The following is a 16,204-nucleotide window of genomic DNA, read 5'->3' as shown; positions in this document are numbered from 1 at the left end:
GGACCCGGCCGAGGCGGAGCGGCTGCGCGACCGGCTCACCGAGCTGGGCGAGGCCCGATCGGCCGGGCTGTGACGGCGCCCGAGGCCGCCGGGGACGCCGGGGCCGCCGCCGAGGCCGCCGGGGACACTGGGGCTGCCGGGACTGCCCGGACCGCCGGGAACGCCGGGGACACCGAGGCCACCCGGACCGCCGGGGACGCCGGGGCTGCTGAAGATGCGGCGGCTGCTGCTGGTGGTGTGGCTGGGGCTGATCAGCCTGGCCGCCGGGCTGGTGCCGGGCCTGCTGGCCGGGCCGGCCTGGGCCGCCTTCGCGCTGCCGCCGCTGGCGCTGATGGCCTGGGGCTGGGTGATGCTGGAGCGCAACTGGCGTTCCTGGCGGTACGCCGAGCGCGCCGACGACCTGCTGATCAGCCGGGGCGTGCTGTGGCACGAGGAGACGGTCGTGCCGTACGGGCGGATGCAGCTGGTGGAGGTCGCCTCCGGGCCCGTCGAGCGGCACTTCGGGCTGGCCAGCGTGCAGCTGCACACGGCCGCCGCGGCGACCGACGCGACCATCCCCGGCCTGGACCCGGCCGAGGCGGAGCGGCTGCGCGACCGGCTCACCGAGCTGGGCGAGGCCCGATCGGCCGGGCTGTGACGGCGCCCGAGGCCGCCGGGGACGCCGGGGCCGCCGCCGAGGCCGCCGGGGACACTGGGGCTGCCGGGACTGCCCGGACCGCCGGGAACGCCGGGGACACCGAGGCCACCCGGACCGCCGGGGACGCCGGGGCCGCCGCCGAGGCCGCCGGGGAAACCGGGGCTGCCCGGACCGCCGGAAACGCCGGGGAAACCGAGGCCACCCGGACCGCCCGGAACGCCGAGGCCCCCCGGACCGCCGCCGAGGTCGCCGGGGACACCGGGGCTGCCGGGGATGCCCGGAACGCCGGGAACGCCGAGGCCCCCGAGGCCACCCGGACGGCCGGGAACGGCAACGGGATCGCCGAGCGGCGGCTGCACCCCGTCACGCCGCTCAGGCGGGCCTGGGCGCCGGTCGCCGTGGTGATCGGCTGGGCGGTGCACGACCCCGACGGGGCGCAGCGCCATCTGACCCGGCTGGACACGACCACGCTGCTGATCGGCCTCGCCGTGATCCTCCCGGCCGCGGCCCTGTACGGCTTCTGCTCCTGGTGGTTCACGCACTTCGCGGTGACCGAGACCGAACTGCGCATCCGTACCGGACTGGTGTTCCGGCGCACCGCGCACATCCGGCTGGAGCGGCTCCAGGCCGTCGACGTCACCCAGCCGCTGCTCGCGCGGGTCGCGGGCGTCGCCAAGCTCAAACTCGACGTCATAGGCACCGACAAGAAGGACGAGCTGGCCTTCCTGGGCGCGGACGAAGCGCGGGCACTGCGGGCCGAACTGCTCGCCCGCGCCGCCGGATTCGCGCCCGAGACCGCGCACGAGGTCGGGGAGGCGCCGTCCCGGCAGATGCTGCGGGTGCCGCCCGGCGTGCTCGCCATGTCGCTGGTGCTGAGCGGGGCGACCTGGGGGTCGCTGGCCGCGGCGCTCGTCGTGCCGCCGGTGCTGTGGCTGGCCACGGAGAGCCTGTGGACGGTCCTGGCCGTCGCCCTGCCCCTGCTGGGCGCGGCGGGCGCGAGCAGCGTGGGGCGGTTCGTCGCCGAGTACGACTGGACGGTGGCCGAGTCGCCCGACGGGCTGCGCCTCGACCACGGCCTGCTGGACCGGGCCCACGAGACGGTGCCGCCGGGCCGGGTGCAGACCGTGCGGATCGTGGAGCCCCTGCTGTGGCGGCGGCGCGGTTGGGTGCGCGTGGAGCTGGACGTGGCCGGCTCCTCCAACTCCGTGCTGGTGCCGGTCGCCCCGCGCGAGATCGCGGAGGTCGTCGTCGCGCGCGTACTGCCCGGGGTGACCGTGCCGGAGCAGGCGGCCCTGTCGCCCTCGCCGCGCCGCGCCCGGTGGTGCGTGCCGGTGTGGTGGCGCGGGTACGGACTCGCCGTCACGGACGCGGTGTTCGCGGCACGGTCGGGGCTGCTGCGGCGGAGCCTCGCACTGGTGCCGCACGCGAAGGTGCAGAGCGTACGGATGACGCAGGGGCCGTGGGAGCGGGCCCGGGGCCTGGCCGACGTGTGTGTGGACACGGGGGCGAACAAGACGGTGCGGGCGAGGCTGCGGGACGCGGCCGAAGCGCGCGAGCTGCTTCAGGCGCAGGCGGAGCGGTCGCGGACCGGGCGCAGGGACGCGCGGCCGGACCGCTGGATGGCGTGACCCGACGGAAAGGCGAAGGCCCCCCAGCTGCGGCCGGGGGGCCTTCTCAGCGGCGTGGACGTCAGGAAACCGCGCTCCGCAGCCCCTGTACGTCGATCTGCTCCGTCTCGTCGTGCGCCGTCAGGTCGATGACCTGGCCGATGCCGCGGGACTCCTCGTCCGCCGGCTTGAACCGGGCCTTGGTCTCGGCCTTGTGCAGCGCGAGGGCCTCCTGACCGACGACATCGGCCAGGTCCTCGTTCTGCACGGCCTCCAGGGCGGCCCGCGACGTGCCCTGCTTCGTACCGAAGAAGTCGAACCCGCCGTCGGACACGTGGCGCCGTACCGGCGTCTGGGGCGCCACGGCGACAGCGGTCGGCACGGTGTAGTGACCCGAGGAGGCAGGCTGCGGCTGCGGCTGCGGCTGCGGGAGTCGCCCGGCCTCGGCGGCGGTGGCGGTCGCGGCGGTCGCTCGCTCGTGTCCGGCGACCGCCTCGGACTGCCCCTGCGCCTCGTCCTCCCGCGACTGCTCCCGCTGGTCGTCCTTCCGGTCGTCCCGCGCGGGCTCCGCGTCGTCGCCCTTCGGTACGCCGTCGCCGCCCCCGCCCCCGTCCGGGTCCGGGGCCGAGTCGCCGTCGAACCGGGCGAGCGCCGCCGCGGCACGCCGGAACAGCCGGGAGCCCTCCGGCGAGAACACCGCGGGAATCGCCGTCTGCTCCTCGGCRGCAAGTCCCTCCGCCTCAACGGCAGCCGCCTCCTCCGCGTCCGCCGGAGCATCCGCCGTCTGAGCCGCCCCCGCGGGCAGCGCGGCCCGCACCGGAGCCGTCGCCTCTATCTCGAGCACCCGGCGTTCCTCCAGGACGCTCGCGCGCTCGGTCTCGGCGGTGGCGTACCGGCGCAGCAGTGCGGCGTGCTCGTTGCGCAGTCCGGCCAGTTCCGTGCGCTTGGCGCGCAGCCGCTGCTCCAGCTTCGCGCGCAGCTCGCGGGACTCCTCCAGGTCGGCCTCCAGTTCGGCGACCCGCTCCTCGAAGCGCCACTCGTCGCTCGCACGCGCGCGCGTGAGGTCGGCGACGCGCTTGCCCGCCTGGGTGTCCCAGCGGCGGAGCACGACCGCGCCGACGACAGCCGTCGCCGCGGCGGCCGCGGCCAGACCGCGGAGCACCATCGGCTCCGTGAACACCCAGGGCCCCAGGGCGCAGACGAGGGAGACGCCTGCGATCGCCGACGGGGGCAGCAGCCTGTGCAAGGGCGGGGAATGGCGGTGACGTCCACGTGGCATGGCCAGAAACTTACCGCGCGTAGGCGAATCATGGTGACCCACCCCGCAAAAACAAAGCCACACCGAAGCGTTCACACGAGATCGGAACTCGGGAAGAAGCGGAATCGGCTCCTCGGGGCTCGGGAACGAATTCCCAAGATCATTTCAAACGCCCGTTCAGCCGCCCGCCGATCCACTCCAGCGTCGCCGGAATCTCGCGCCGCCAGGTGTTGAAGTTGTGCCCGCCGCTTTCCAGGATGATCGACGAGATCCGCGTCCGCCCGGTGGCCGCCACCCGCTCTATGAACCGCATCGTGTCCCGGTAGTTGGACTCGCCGGACCTGCTGCTGGTGACGAGCAGTGAAGTGTCGGGAGCGGGCCGGTGCTTGAGGTACCACCACAGGTCGGCGCGATTCCGCAGCCCCTTGTCGCCCTGGAAGAGATCGCCCGTCGTGGCGTCGATCGGCGCCTTGTAGTACGCGGACAAGCCCGCCCCGGCGGCATACACATCGGGATGGTGCATGGCGATCTTCAAGGCGCAGTAGCCGCCCGTCGAGTTGCCGATGATGCCCAGACCGCCCGGCTTATCGGCCACCCGGTAGTGCGTGCGCAACGCGTCGGGCAGATCCCTGGCGAAGAACGACTCGGTCTGCGGACCGCCCGGGACGTCCACGCACTCGGTGTCGCGGGGCGGCGCCACCGTGGGCCGCAGCATCACCAGGATCATCGGCGGCATCCGGCCCTCCCGGGCCAGCTCCAGTGCCGTACGCGGATAGTGCAGCTTCTCCACCAGCGCCGAGGCCGTGCCCGGGTAACCGGTCAGCACGACGGCCGTGGGGAACGTACGGGTGCGGTACCGCGGCTGGAAGTACTCCGGCGGCAGATAGACGTACGCGGGCGTGGCGATGCGCGTCGTACGCCCCACGATCTCGATCTGCTGGATCCGGCCGCCCGCCCGGGGACTCACTCCGCCGGCCCCCGGCACCCGGCGCGAGCCCACCACCTCCAACGGACCGCCGCCCGGCGTGTGGTCGACGACCACGCCCTGGTCCTTCTCCTGCCCGAACAGGTCCGCCCAGCTCGCGTAGAAACCGAAGGCCTGATTGGCGGCGAGGCCCACCGCGGCGAACAGCGCCAGCTGCGTGGCGAGCAGCAGGCCGACCCGCCCGCCCACGGCCCGCCAACTGCGCCGGGCCAGCCGTGGCCACAGCCAGACCGTGCCGGCGAACAGCAGCACGGCGGACAGTACCGCCAGCACCAGCACCTTGTTGCTCGTGAGACCCAGACCCATCGGTGGTTACCTGTCCGCGCTTTCCGTCCGGGGTCTCTCACCGCACTCACACCTTCGCGAGCACTTGTCCCGAACTTTCCATGGCCTTTGAAACGGCTTTGACGAAGGGAGTGAACCTCTCCCCCCGAGACACCGTCCTAGAGGGCGCAATGTCGCCGGATGCCCGAATCGGCACCGGATCCAAGGTCTCTCGCAGAACTATGGGATGCGATGTCTGTCAGGACAGATGAGGAAATGTCGGGCGAGGTTCCGAGTCACGGAACCACCGCGGCCGGTACGGGCCGTGTGAGCCGTGTGCGCCACCGGCTGCCCGGTCCACGCCCCGAGGCCGTCCCGGTCCTGGTCGGCAGAGCCTGCGCCCTGGTGGGCGTCCTGGACATCGCCGCGGGCGTCTTCCCACGCTTCCGGCACAGCCGGATGCACGCCATCGCCGAGGTACTGCCCGGCGCGCTCGGCCCGTTCGCCGCCGCACTGTCCCTCAGCACCGGGGTGCTGCTGCTGCTGCTCGCCCACGGCCTCAAGCGCGGCAAGCGCCGGGCCTGGCGGGCGGCGGTGGCCCTGCTGCCCGCCGGTGCCGTCGCACAGTTCACGTACCGGCACTCGATCGTGGGCGTGCTCATCTCACTGGCCCTGCTGGCGCCCCTGCTGCGCCACCGCGACCAGTTCTCGGCCCTGCCCGACCCGCGCAGCCGCTGGCGGGCCCTCGCCAACTTCGTGCTGATGAGCGCCGGTTCGCTGCTGCTGGGCCTGCTCATCGTCAGCGTCCACGGCGAGCGCATGCTCGGCGACCCGAGCCTGGCCGACCGCATCACCCACGTCATCTACGGACTGTTCGGCTTCGAGGGCCCGGTCGACTACCAGGGCAACACCTCCTGGACCGTCGCCTTCTCGCTCGGCGCCCTCGGCCTGCTCACCGCCGTCACCACCATCTACCTGGCCTTCCGCCCCGAACACCCGGCCGCGCAGCTCACCGAGGAGGACGAGGCACGGCTGCGCGCCCTGCTGGAGCGGCACGGCGGCCGCGACTCCCTCGGCCACTTCGCGCTGCGCCGCGACAAGGCCGTCGTCTTCTCCCCCAGCGGCAAGGCGGCCGTGACCTACCGCGTGGTCTCCGGCGTCATGCTCGCCAGCGGCGACCCGATCGGCGACGTCGAGGCCTGGCCGGGCGCCATCGAACGGTTCATGGACGAGGCCAAGGCCCACTCCTGGACACCGGCCGTGATGGGCTGCTCCGAGACCGGCGGCGAGGTGTGGACCCGCGAAACCGGGCTCGACGCCCTCGAACTGGGCGACGAGGCGGTGGTGGACGTCGCGGATTTCTCACTGGCCGGCCGCGCGATGCGCAACGTGCGCCAGATGGTCAAACGCATCGAGCGCGCCGGTTACGAGACCCGGGTACGACGTGTCCGTGACGTCGGCGAGGCCGAGCTGGAGCGCATCCGCCGCGCCGCCGACGACTGGCGCGGCACCGACACCGAGCGCGGCTTCTCCATGGCCCTGGGCCGCGTCGGCGACCCCGCGGACGGCGACTGCCTCATCGCCACCGCCCACAAGCAGGACGACCACCCCGGCCCCTACGGCGACCTGAAGGCGATCCTGCACTTCGTGCCCTGGGGCACCGACGGCGCCTCCCTGGACCTCATGCGCCGCGACCGCTCCGCCGACCCCGGCATGAACGAACTGCTCATCGTGGCCGCCCTCCAGGCCGCCCCGAAGCTCGGTATCGCGCGCGTCTCCCTCAACTTCGCCATGTTCCGCTCGGCGCTGGCCCGCGGCGAGAAGATCGGCGCCGGCCCGGTGCTGCGCGCCTGGCGCGGACTGCTGGTCTTCCTCTCCCGCTGGTTCCAGATCGAGTCGCTCTACAAGTTCAACGCCAAGTTCCAGCCGCGCTGGGAGCCCCGCTTCGTCGTCTACCGGGCCTCCGGCGACCTGCCCCGCATCGGTTTCGCCGCCATGCAGGCCGAGGGCTTCGTCAACCTCGCCCTGCCCCTGCCGCGCTTCCTGCGCCGCCGTCGCCCCGCGGGCCGCCGCCCGTGCCCCCACAGCACGACGACGGAACGGAGCGTCCGAGCGGCGTGACCCGTCCGGACCGACCCGGGCCGCAGCGCCTGACGGCCCCCGCCGGGGCCTACGCTGAACATATGAGCAACCAGAGCGGACGCGGGCGCGTGGCGGGCCTACCGGAATGGGACCGCTGCGCGGTCATGGGAGTCGTGAACGTCACCCCCGACTCCTTCTCCGACGGCGGCCGCTTCTTCGACACCACGGCCGCCGTCAAGCACGGCCTCGACCTGGTCACCGAGGGCGCGGACCTGGTCGACGTCGGCGGCGAGTCGACCCGCCCCGGCGCCACCCGGGTGGACGAGGCCGAGGAACTCCGCCGTGTCGTCCCCGTCGTGCGCGGGCTGGCCTCCGAGGGCGTCACCGTCTCGGTCGACACCATGCGCGCCTCCGTCGCCGAACGGGCCCTCGCGGCCGGCGCCGCCCTCGTCAACGACGTCAGCGGCGGCCTCGCCGACCCTCGCATGATCCCGGCCGTCGCCGACGCCGGCGCCCCCTTCGTCGTCATGCACTGGCGCGGCTTCCTCCAGGGCGGCAACGTCAGGGGCGTGTACGCCGACGTCGTCACCGAGGTCGTCGACGAGCTGCACGCGCGCGTGGAGGCCGTGCTGGCGGGCGGCATCGCCCCCGACCGGGTCGTCGTCGACCCCGGCCTCGGCTTCTCCAAGGACGCCGAGCACGACCTCGCGCTCATCGCGCGCCTCGACCGGGTCCTCGCCCTCGGCCACCCGTTGCTCGTCGCCGCCTCCCGCAAACGCTTCCTCGGCCGGGTCCTCGCCGGCCCGGACGGCCCGCCCCCGCCCGCACGCGAACGCGACGCCGCCACCGCGGCCGTCTCCGCGCTCGCGGCGCACGCCGGCGCGTGGGCGGTACGCGTGCACGAGGTACGCGCCACGGCGGACGCCGTACGCGTCGCCCACGCCATCGCAGAAGCACGCACCGGCGCAGAAGGAACCCGGTGAGCGCCCCCCACACCGACGTCGAACAGGTCGAGGCCGCCAACACCGCCTTCTACGAGGCACTGGAACGGGGCGACTTCGAAGAGCTGGCGTCGCTCTGGCTGACCCCCTCCGACCTGGGCGTCGACGAGACCTACCACGACCCGGCCGACACCGGCGTGGTCTCCTGCGTGCACCCCGGCTGGCCGGTGCTCACCGGCCGCGGCGAGGTCCTCCGGTCGTACGCGCTGATCATGGCGAACACCGACTACATCCAGTTCTTCCTCACCGACGTGCACGTCTCGGTGACCGGCGACACCGCCCTGGTGACCTGCACGGAGAACATCCTCAGCGGCGGCCCCGCCCCCGAGGGCGAGGGTGAGGAGCTCGGCCCGCTCGTCGGACAGCTCGTGGTCGCCACCAACGTGTTCCGGCGCACGCCCGCGGGGTGGAAACTCTGGTCGCACCACGCTTCCCCCGTTCTGGCCGAAACCGACGAGGACGAGCAGGACGACACCCCCGCCTGAGTGGGTACGTGCCAGGAAGTGGTGGGAATCACGAACCCGCGGGCAGGGGTGGCTACCAACCCGTGAGCCGCCGGGTTCCCCAGGGGAAACGCCGGGTGAATCCTGCCGGTCCCGGCCCGGGCCCCCGCCCCCGTGGCCCAGCCCCGTCCGGGCTCGCAGGTAGATTCGACCGAGGCCGGTGTGCCGTCCGCACACGGCACGGACCGGCCGTGACCGACGACTGCAGGAGTGATTCGCGTGGATCGTGTCGCGCTGCGCGGCCTGAAGGCCCGCGGGCACCACGGTGTGTTCCCGAGGGAACGCGAGGAGGGCCAGACCTTCATCGTGGACCTCGTCCTCGGCCTGGACACCCGGCCGGCCGCGGCCGACGACGACCTGGCGAAGACCGTGCACTACGGCATCGTGGCCGAGGAGGTCGTGGCCGTCGTCCAAGGCGAGCCCGTCAACCTCATCGAGACGCTCGCCGAGCGCATCGCCCAGGTCTGTCTGAAGCACGAGGGGGTTCAGCAGGTCGAGGTCTGCGTCCACAAGCCGGACGCCCCGATCACGGTCCCCTTCGACGACGTGACCGTCACCATCACCCGGAGCCGAGTATGACTGCGCCCTTCCTCAAGGGTCCCAGCGACCCGACCGTTCAGCCGGTACCCGCCTCCGTCGTCGAGAAGGTCGACGCCGCCGACACCACGCTCAGCAACCCGAAACGGGCCGTGGTCGCCCTCGGCTCCAACCTCGGCAACCGCCTGGAGACCCTCCAGGGAGCCATCGACGCCCTGGAGGACACCCCAGGCGTCCGCATCAAGGCCGTCTCCCCGGTCTACGAGACCGAACCCTGGGGCGTGGAGCCCGGCAGCCAGCCCGCCTACTTCAACGCGGTCGTGGTCCTGAAGACCACCCTGCCGCCGTCCTCGCTCCTGGAGYGCGCGCACGCGGTGGAGGAGGCCTTCCACCGCGTCCGGGACGAGCGCTGGGGCCCCCGCACCCTGGACGTCGACATCGTCTCCTACGCCGACGTCGTCTCCGACGACCCGCAGCTCACCCTCCCCCACCCCCGCGCCCACGAGCGCGCCTTCGTCCTGGCCCCCTGGCACGACCTGGACCCCGAGGCGCAGCTGCCCGGGCGCGGCCCGGTCGCCGGTCTGCTGGACGCCGTCACCCGCGACGGCGTGGCGCCCCGCCCGGACTTGGAACTCCGGCTGCCCGAGTAGCCGTTAAGGTCGAGACGGCCGCACAACCAGGCCGGAGCCGGGGGAACCGAAGGGACACTGTGAAAGAGCTGCGCAWCAGGGTGCTGGCCGGCGTCTTCGTCGTGGCAGGGGTGCTGTCCTGGGCGGGCGCCCGCCTGTGGAACTCGATCGGGACCCTGCCGAGCGTCCCCCTGGCCGCCCCCATCGTCCTGGCTCTGATCGCCGTGGTCCTGCTGGCCACGGCGCTCTCGATCCGCGCCCGTCTGAAGGACCAGCGCGAGCGGCAGCCCGACGCCAAGGGCGTCGACCCCATGATGGCGGCCCGCGCGGTCGTCTTCGGCCAGGCCAGCGCCCTGGTCGCCGCCCTCGTCGCCGGCATGTACGGCGGCACCGGCGTCTTCCTCCTGGAGTCCCTCGACAACCCCGCCCGCCGCGACCAGGCCATCTCCGCCGGCTTCTCGGTCCTCGCGGGCATCGGCGTCATAGCGGCCGCCCTCTTCCTGGAGCGCGTCTGCAAGCTCCCGGAGGACGACGAACACGACGGCACGGGGGCGGCCCCGACCGTGTGACGCCCGGCGTCAGCGCGCCATGATGAGGCTCATGGCCTCGTTGCGCGTCGCCGCGTCCCGCAGCTGCCCCCGCACGGCCGACGTCAGCGTCTTCGCGCCGGGCTTGCGGATCCCGCGCATCGACATGCACATGTGCTCGCACTCCACGACCACGATGACCCCGCGCGGCTCCAGGATCTCCATCAGCGAGTCCGCGATCTGCGTGGTGAGTCGTTCCTGCACCTGCGGACGCCGGGCGTAGACGTCCACGAGCCGGGCCAGCTTGGACAGCCCGGTGATCTTCCCGCTGGTGGCGGGGATGTACCCGACGTGGGCGACGCCCCGGAACGGCACCAGATGGTGCTCGCATGTCGAGTACACCTCAATGTCCTTCACAAGGACCAGCTCGTCGTGCCCGATGTCGAACGTCGTCGTCAGCACGTCCTCGGGCTTCTGCCACAGCCCCGCGAATATCTCCTTGTACGCCCGCGCCACCCGCGCCGGTGTCTCGCGGAGCCCCTCGCGGTCAGGGTCCTCGCCGACCGCGATCAGCAGCTCCCGTACGGCGTTCTCGGCCCGCTTCTCGTCGAACTCGCCGATCTGGCCCTCGCCGTCCAGCGTCACGGGGTCGGTCATCTGGTGCCTCGTTCCTGTGTCCATCAGGGGGCGGCCGGCGCAGATGGCGCAAAGCCGCGCCCCCCAGGCTAAAACCTGGGGGGCGCGGCATCCATTCCGGGCCCGGTGGGGCCACCGGGAGAGCGTGTCAGCTCTCGGGGCGGTCCTCCGGGGCTCGCTCGGGCGCCGGGGCGGGCTCCGCCGCGGTGCTCTTCGCGGTGGTGATGGCCGGCGTCGCGCCGTTCGCCCCGTTCGTCAGGGCCAGCTCCTTGGGGGAGAGGACCGGCGGGCGGGTGGACGGCGTACGACGGGAGGAGCCGGTCCAGGCGGGCCTGGGCGGGCGCTTGACGATGGGGGCGAAGATCTCGGCGATCTCCTCCTTGCCCAGCGTCTCCTTCTCCAACAGCTGCAGCACCAGGTTGTCGAGGACGTCGCGGTTCTCGACCAGGATCTCCCAGGCCTCGTTGTGCGCCGTCTCGATGAGCTTCTTGACCTCTTCGTCGACGAGCGCCGCGACCTCTTCCGAGTAGTCGCGCTGGTGAGACATCTCACGCCCGAGGAACGGCTCGGTGTTGTCGCCACCGAACTTGATCGCGCCGAGACGCTCGGTCATGCCGTACTGCGTGACCATCGCGCGGGCCAGGCCTGTGGCCTTCTCGATGTCGTTGGCGGCACCCGTCGTCGGGTCGTGGAAGACGAGCTCCTCGGCCGCGCGGCCGCCCAGCATGTAGGCCAGCTGGTCCAGCATCTCGTTGCGCGTGGTCGAGTACTTGTCCTCGTCCGGCAGCACCATCGTGTAACCGAGGGCACGGCCTCTCGACAGGATCGTGATCTTGTGGACGGGATCGGAGTTCGGCGAGGCCGCCGCGACCAGGGCGTGACCGCCCTCGTGGTACGCGGTGATCTTCTTCTCCTTGTCCGACATGATCCGGGTCCGCTTCTGCGGGCCCGCGACCACACGGTCGATCGCCTCGTCGAGCATGCTGTTGTCGATCAGCTTCTTGTCGCTGCGGGCCGTCAGCAGGGCGGCCTCGTTCAGCACGTTGGCCAGATCGGCACCCGTCATACCGGGCGTACGGCGGGCCATGGCCGACAGGTCGACATCCGGGGCGACCGGCTTGCCCTTCTGGTGAACCTTCAGGATCTCCAGACGGCCCTGCATGTCCGGGCGGTCGACGGCGATCTGCCGGTCGAAGCGGCCGGGGCGAAGCAGCGCCGGGTCGAGGATGTCGGGCCGGTTCGTCGCGGCGATGAGGATCACACCGCCCTTGACGTCGAAGCCGTCCATCTCGACGAGCAGCTGGTTCAGCGTCTGCTCGCGCTCGTCGTGCCCACCGCCGAGGCCGGCGCCGCGGTGGCGGCCGACCGCGTCGATCTCGTCGACGAAGACGATCGCCGGGGCGTTCGCCTTGGCCTGCTCGAACAGGTCACGGACCCGGGAGGCACCGACACCGACGAACATCTCGACGAAGTCGGAACCGGAGATCGAGTAGAACGGCACCCCGGCCTCACCCGCGACGGCACGCGCGAGCAGGGTCTTGCCGGTGCCGGGAGGCCCGTAGAGCAGAACGCCCTTGGGGATCTTGGCGCCGACGGCCTGGAACTTGGCCGGTTCCTGGAGGAACTCCTTGATCTCGTGGAGCTCCTCGACGGCCTCGTCCGAACCGGCGACGTCCGAGAACGTCGTCTTGGGGGTGTCCTTGGTGATGAGCTTGGCCTTGGACTTCCCGAAGTTCATGACGCGGGAGCCGCCGCCCTGCATCTGGTTCATCAGGAACAGGAAGAGGACCACGATGAGAATCAAGGGAAGCAGGAAAGAGATCAGCATCCCGATGAACGGGTTCTGCTTGGACGGCGAAACCGTGTAGCCGTCCGGGATCTGCTTGTTCTGGAACTTGTTCTGCAGCGTGCTGGCGATGTCCTCGCCCTGGTTGCCGATGTAGCTCGCCTGGATCTTGGAGCTGCCCTCGACCTTTACGCCGTTCTTGAGCGTGACCTTGATGGTCTCGTCATCGCCGGTGGTGAGCTTGGCCGACTCCACCTTGTTCTGGTTGATCGCCTGGACGACCTGGCCGGTGTCCACCGTCTTGTAGCCGCCGGACGAGCCGACGACCTGCATCAACACGACCACGGCAAGGACGGCCAGCACGATCCACATGACCGGCCCACGGAAGTATCGCTTCACGTCCATCCATACGGAGCGGTGCCGCCCCGTCCCTCCTGCCATAGTGAGTTTGATAAAGCCTGTTCTTCGGACGGTACCCCAGCATTGTCACCTGAAGCCGCGCGGGACGGCTGGCGATCCGTCTACGCATGCTCCAACGGCGGGAAGCGCGCTGGGGTTCCCGATCACCGTCACGGCACCGCGGCCGGAGTTTCAGCCGCCGTACACGTGGGGCGCGAGCGTACCGACGAACGGGAGGTTGCGGTACTTCTCGGCGTAGTCGAGGCCGTAGCCCACGACGAACTCGTTGGGGATGTCGAACCCGACCCATTCCACGTCGATGGCGACCTTCGCGGCCTCGGGCTTGCGCAGCAGCGTGCACACCTTGAGGGAGGCGGGCTCGCGCGAGCCGAGGTTGGAGATCAGCCAGGACAGGGTCAGGCCGGAGTCGATGATGTCCTCGACGATGAGGACGTGCTTGCCCTTGATGTCGGTGTCGAGGTCCTTGAGGATCCGCACCACACCGGAGGACTGGGTGCCCGCCCCGTACGAGGATACGGCCATCCAGTCCATGGTGACGGGGGTGGACAGCGCCCGGGCGAGATCGGCCATCACCATCACCGCGCCCTTGAGGACGCCGACGATCAGCAGGTCCTTGCCCGCGTACTCCGCGTCGATCTTCGCGGCCAGCTCGGCCAGCTTGGCGTCGATCTCTTCCTTGGTGATGAGTACCTGCTGAAGGTCGGCACCCATGTCTTTCGCGTCCACCCGCATCACTTTCGGTCGTCCCGGACTGAGCGGCCCCTCCACCGACTTCCCGGAGGGGACGTGATTCAGCCTTGCCGAATCACCAGTCTGCCACCCTGCCGCCGGGCCACGACCTTGCCGGGGAGGTTGATGGCACCCTGACCGCGCCAGCCGGTGATCAACCGGTCGACTTCCTCGATGTGCCGGGCGAACAGCGAACCGGCCGGGGCACCGGCCGCGATGGCGGCCCGGCGCAGGATCCGGCGGCGTACGGCGGGCGGCAGGGCGTAGAGCTTCGCGCACTCCAGGAGCCCGGCGGCGTCGCGGACGGTGGCCTCGGCCTGGGTGGCCCAGGAGTCGAGGGCGTCGGCGTCGTCGCGGGAGAGCTGGGCCGTACGGGCGAGGGCCTCCACGACGCCCTTGCCGAGGGCCTTCTCCAGGGCGGGCAGGCCCTCGTGGCGCAGCCGGGAGCGGGTGTAGGCCGGGTCGGCGTTGTGGGGGTCGTCCCAGACGGGCAGGGACTGGACCATGCAGGCCTTGCGGGCGGTCTGCCGGTCGAGTTCCAGGAAGGGCCGCCGGTAACGGCCGCCGGTCCCCGAGACCGCGGCCATGCCGGACAGGGAGCGGATGCCGGAGCCCCGGGCGAGGCCGAGCAGGACGGTCTCGGCCTGGTCGTCCCGCGTGTGGCCGAGCAGGACCGCGGCGGCGCCGTGGCGTTCGGCGGCGGTGTCGAGCGCGGCGTAGCGGGCGTCGCGGGCGGCGGCTTCGGGTCCGCCCGCGCGGCCTACGGTCACGGCGACGGAATCGACCGGGTCAAGGCCGAGTTCGCGCAGGCGCAGGACGACTTCCGCGGCCCGTACGTCGGAGCCGGGCTGGAGACCGTGGTCGACGGTCACGCCGCCGGCTCTGATGCCGAGCTTGGGGGACTCGAAGGCGAGGGCGGAGGCGAGGGCCATGGAGTCGGCGCCGCCGGAGCATGCCACGAGCACGAGCGGCGGGGGCGGCTCGTGCGAGGGGGCGTGCGGGAGTGCGGCGGTGGTGCGGTGGTGCTCGGTGAGGAGGTCGTGGAGGACGCGGCGGACCGCCAGGCGTATCGCCGCGACCGCAGGATGGGGACCCATGTCCGGTTCCCTTCATGAAGTTTTCGGGGGGTGAACCCGAGTGTCGGTCACGCAGAGTGTGTAGATGGTGACAGAACCGGGCCGTTCCCCGAGCATTGCACGCCTACCCCTCGCTCACGGTCCCTCGGACGGGTGATTGGAGGGGCGTTCGCCTGCCGTCGGCCCGATTCCTTTCACGACCTTCCCGCGATGTTCACTACTCGGCCCTGCGATGCACCCGCGCGATCCAGTCCGCCGGTTTGGCGATCTCCGTCTTGGTGGGGAGGGTGTTGGGCGAGGTCCACACGCGGTTGAAGCCGTCCATGCCGACCTCGTCGACGACGGCCCGTACGAAGCGTTCGCCGTCCCGGTACTGCCGGAGCTTGGCGTCCAGGCCGAGCAGCTTGCGCAGGGCCATGTCCAGGCGGGAGGCGCCCTTGGCGCGGCGCTGCTGGAACTTCTCGCGGATCTCCCCGACGGTCGGTACGACGTCCGGTCCCACGCCGTCCATCACGAAGTCGGCGTGACCCTCCAGCAGGGACATCACGGCCGTCAGGCGGCCGAGGATCTCGCGCTGGGCGGGGGTCTGCACGATCTCGACGAAGGAGCGGCCGCCGTCGTCCTCCTCGGCCTCGGGGCGGCCCCCGGCGAGGCTCTGGGCGGCTTCGCGTACGCGTTCCAGGACGGTCATGGGGTCGACGTCGGTCTCGCCCAGGAAGGACTGGATCTCACCCTCGAGGTGGTCGCGCAGCCAGGGCACGGCGGTGAACTGCGTGCGGTGGGTCTCCTCGTGCAGGCACACCCAGAGCCTGAAGTCGTGCGGGTCGACGTCCAGTTCGCGCTCCACGTGCACGATGTTCGGGGCGACGAGCAGGAGCCGGCCGCCGCCACTCGGTGAATCAGGGGGGCCGCCGGCCGGGAGCTGGCGCGTGGCCGGGGCGAAGGTCTCGTACTGGCCGAGGACGCGGGAGGCCAGGAAGGACAGGAGCATGCCCAGCTCCACGCCGGTGACCTTGCCGCCGACGGCGCTCATGACCGCGCCGCCGGGGGTGTTGCCGCGCCGGTCCTGCATCTTGTCGAGCAGGGGCTTCAGCAGTTCCCGGAAGCCGGCGACGTTCGCCCGGATCCAGCCCGGGCGGTCGACGACCAGGACGGGGGTGTCGTGGCCCTCCTCCGTGCCCAGACGGGTGAAGCCCCGGACGTGTCCCTCCGAGGCCTTGGCATGCCGCCGCAGCTCCGCGACGACGGCCCGGGCCTCGTCGGCGCTGACCTCGGGGCCCGGCCGTACGAGCCGGGTCGCGGTCGCGACCGCGAGATTCCAGTCGACCATGCCGGTTGAAGCACCACCGATGCTCGTCATGCGTCAACCGTACGTGAGCGCTGGCCGCTGGGGCAGGGCGGCGAGGGTTGGGGGTCGCCGGGTTCGTTTTTGAGTGCCGGGCGTTGTGGCCGAGGTGCCGGGGCCGGCAGGGGCTGGGGGAGTGCCGGGCGTTGTGGCCGAGGTGCCGGGGCCGGCAGGGGCTGGGG

Annotated in this window: 15 protein-coding genes; 8 read left to right on the top strand and 7 right to left on the bottom strand. The window is 71.9% G+C overall.

Annotation, left to right across the window (positions count from 1 at the left end; all coding sequences use genetic code 11):
* Window positions 1-214 precede the first annotated feature (214 nt).
* Complete coding sequence (locus tag CA983_RS26730; protein WP_107500284.1) at window positions 215-637, top strand: PH domain-containing protein; 423 nt, start codon at window positions 215-217, stop codon at window positions 635-637.
* A 338-nt stretch (window positions 638-975) separates the two neighbouring features.
* Window positions 976-2,265 carry a PH domain-containing protein gene (locus tag CA983_RS26725; protein WP_086603398.1) on the top strand — a complete coding sequence of 430 codons (1,290 nt, stop codon included), beginning with the start codon at window positions 976-978 and terminating at the stop codon, window positions 2,263-2,265.
* Window positions 2,266-2,326: 61 nt separating this feature from the next.
* Here CA983_RS26725 and CA983_RS26720 read toward each other — a convergent pair whose 3' ends face one another.
* Window positions 2,327-3,523 carry a coiled-coil domain-containing protein gene (locus tag CA983_RS26720; protein ID WP_086603396.1) on the bottom strand — a complete coding sequence of 399 codons (1,197 nt, stop codon included), beginning with the start codon at window positions 3,521-3,523 and terminating at the stop codon, window positions 2,327-2,329.
* 139 nt (window positions 3,524-3,662) lie between these two features.
* Entirely contained in the window at window positions 3,663-4,787 is a 1,125-nt protein-coding gene (locus tag CA983_RS26715) for an alpha/beta hydrolase (protein WP_167407471.1), read from the bottom strand.
* 240 nt (window positions 4,788-5,027) lie between these two features.
* Here CA983_RS26715 and CA983_RS26710 point away from each other — a divergent pair, with 240 nt between their 5' ends.
* The 6 genes from CA983_RS26710 to CA983_RS26685 all read left to right on the top strand — a co-directional run bounded on the left by CA983_RS26710 (window position 5,028) and on the right by CA983_RS26685 (window position 10,072).
* A complete protein-coding gene (locus CA983_RS26710; protein WP_086603394.1) occupies window positions 5,028-6,872 on the top strand; it encodes a phosphatidylglycerol lysyltransferase domain-containing protein in 1,845 nt (614 codons plus the stop codon).
* Between the two features lie 62 nt (window positions 6,873-6,934).
* On the top strand, window positions 6,935-7,816 hold the full coding sequence (gene folP / locus CA983_RS26705) for a dihydropteroate synthase (protein ID WP_086603393.1): 882 nt from the start codon (window positions 6,935-6,937) through the stop codon (window positions 7,814-7,816).
* Window positions 7,813-8,319 (top strand): nuclear transport factor 2 family protein, encoded by a 507-nt coding sequence (locus CA983_RS26700; protein ID WP_086603392.1) that lies wholly within the window; start codon window positions 7,813-7,815, stop codon window positions 8,317-8,319. The genes folP and CA983_RS26700 overlap by 4 nt, the downstream gene beginning before the upstream one ends.
* A gap of 237 nt (window positions 8,320-8,556) precedes the next feature.
* Window positions 8,557-8,916, top strand: coding sequence for a dihydroneopterin aldolase (gene folB, locus CA983_RS26695; protein ID WP_086603391.1), 360 nt, complete (start codon window positions 8,557-8,559; stop codon window positions 8,914-8,916).
* Window positions 8,913-9,524 (top strand): 2-amino-4-hydroxy-6-hydroxymethyldihydropteridine diphosphokinase, encoded by a 612-nt coding sequence (gene folK, locus CA983_RS26690; RefSeq protein WP_086603390.1) that lies wholly within the window; start codon window positions 8,913-8,915, stop codon window positions 9,522-9,524. Before folB ends, folK begins: the two co-directional genes overlap by 4 nt.
* Before the next feature lie 59 nt (window positions 9,525-9,583).
* Window positions 9,584-10,072 carry a DUF3180 domain-containing protein gene (locus CA983_RS26685; RefSeq protein ID WP_086603389.1) on the top strand — a complete coding sequence of 163 codons (489 nt, stop codon included), beginning with the start codon at window positions 9,584-9,586 and terminating at the stop codon, window positions 10,070-10,072.
* Window positions 10,073-10,081: 9 nt separating this feature from the next.
* Here the strand turns inward: CA983_RS26685 and folE are convergent, their stop codons facing one another.
* The 5 genes from folE to CA983_RS26660 all read right to left on the bottom strand — a co-directional run bounded on the left by folE (window position 10,082) and on the right by CA983_RS26660 (window position 16,037).
* The gene (folE, locus tag CA983_RS26680) at window positions 10,082-10,687 is read right to left on the bottom strand and encodes a GTP cyclohydrolase I FolE (protein WP_086603388.1); all 606 of its coding nucleotides are present in this window, start codon (window positions 10,685-10,687) and stop codon (window positions 10,082-10,084) included.
* Between the two features lie 127 nt (window positions 10,688-10,814).
* Window positions 10,815-12,857, bottom strand: a complete 2,043-nt coding sequence (gene ftsH, locus CA983_RS26675) for an ATP-dependent zinc metalloprotease FtsH (protein WP_086603387.1) — start codon at window positions 12,855-12,857, stop codon at window positions 10,815-10,817.
* Window positions 12,858-13,043: 186 nt separating this feature from the next.
* Entirely contained in the window at window positions 13,044-13,604 is a 561-nt protein-coding gene (gene hpt, locus CA983_RS26670; protein ID WP_031115895.1) for a hypoxanthine phosphoribosyltransferase, read from the bottom strand.
* A 59-nt stretch (window positions 13,605-13,663) separates the two neighbouring features.
* Window positions 13,664-14,698 carry a tRNA lysidine(34) synthetase TilS gene (tilS, locus tag CA983_RS26665; RefSeq protein WP_086603386.1) on the bottom strand — a complete coding sequence of 345 codons (1,035 nt, stop codon included), beginning with the start codon at window positions 14,696-14,698 and terminating at the stop codon, window positions 13,664-13,666.
* Window positions 14,699-14,894: 196 nt separating this feature from the next.
* The gene (locus CA983_RS26660) at window positions 14,895-16,037 is read right to left on the bottom strand and encodes a zinc-dependent metalloprotease (RefSeq protein WP_086603385.1); all 1,143 of its coding nucleotides are present in this window, start codon (window positions 16,035-16,037) and stop codon (window positions 14,895-14,897) included.
* Window positions 16,038-16,204: the final 167 nt, after the last annotated feature.

Origin of the sequence: Streptomyces swartbergensis (genome assembly GCF_002148965.1) — a bacterium.
GTDB classification, from domain to species: Bacteria; Actinomycetota; Actinomycetes; order Streptomycetales; family Streptomycetaceae; genus Streptomyces; species Streptomyces swartbergensis.
The sequence above is the reverse complement of the archived record's forward strand: the minus strand, read 5'-3'. Positions and strand labels throughout refer to the sequence as shown.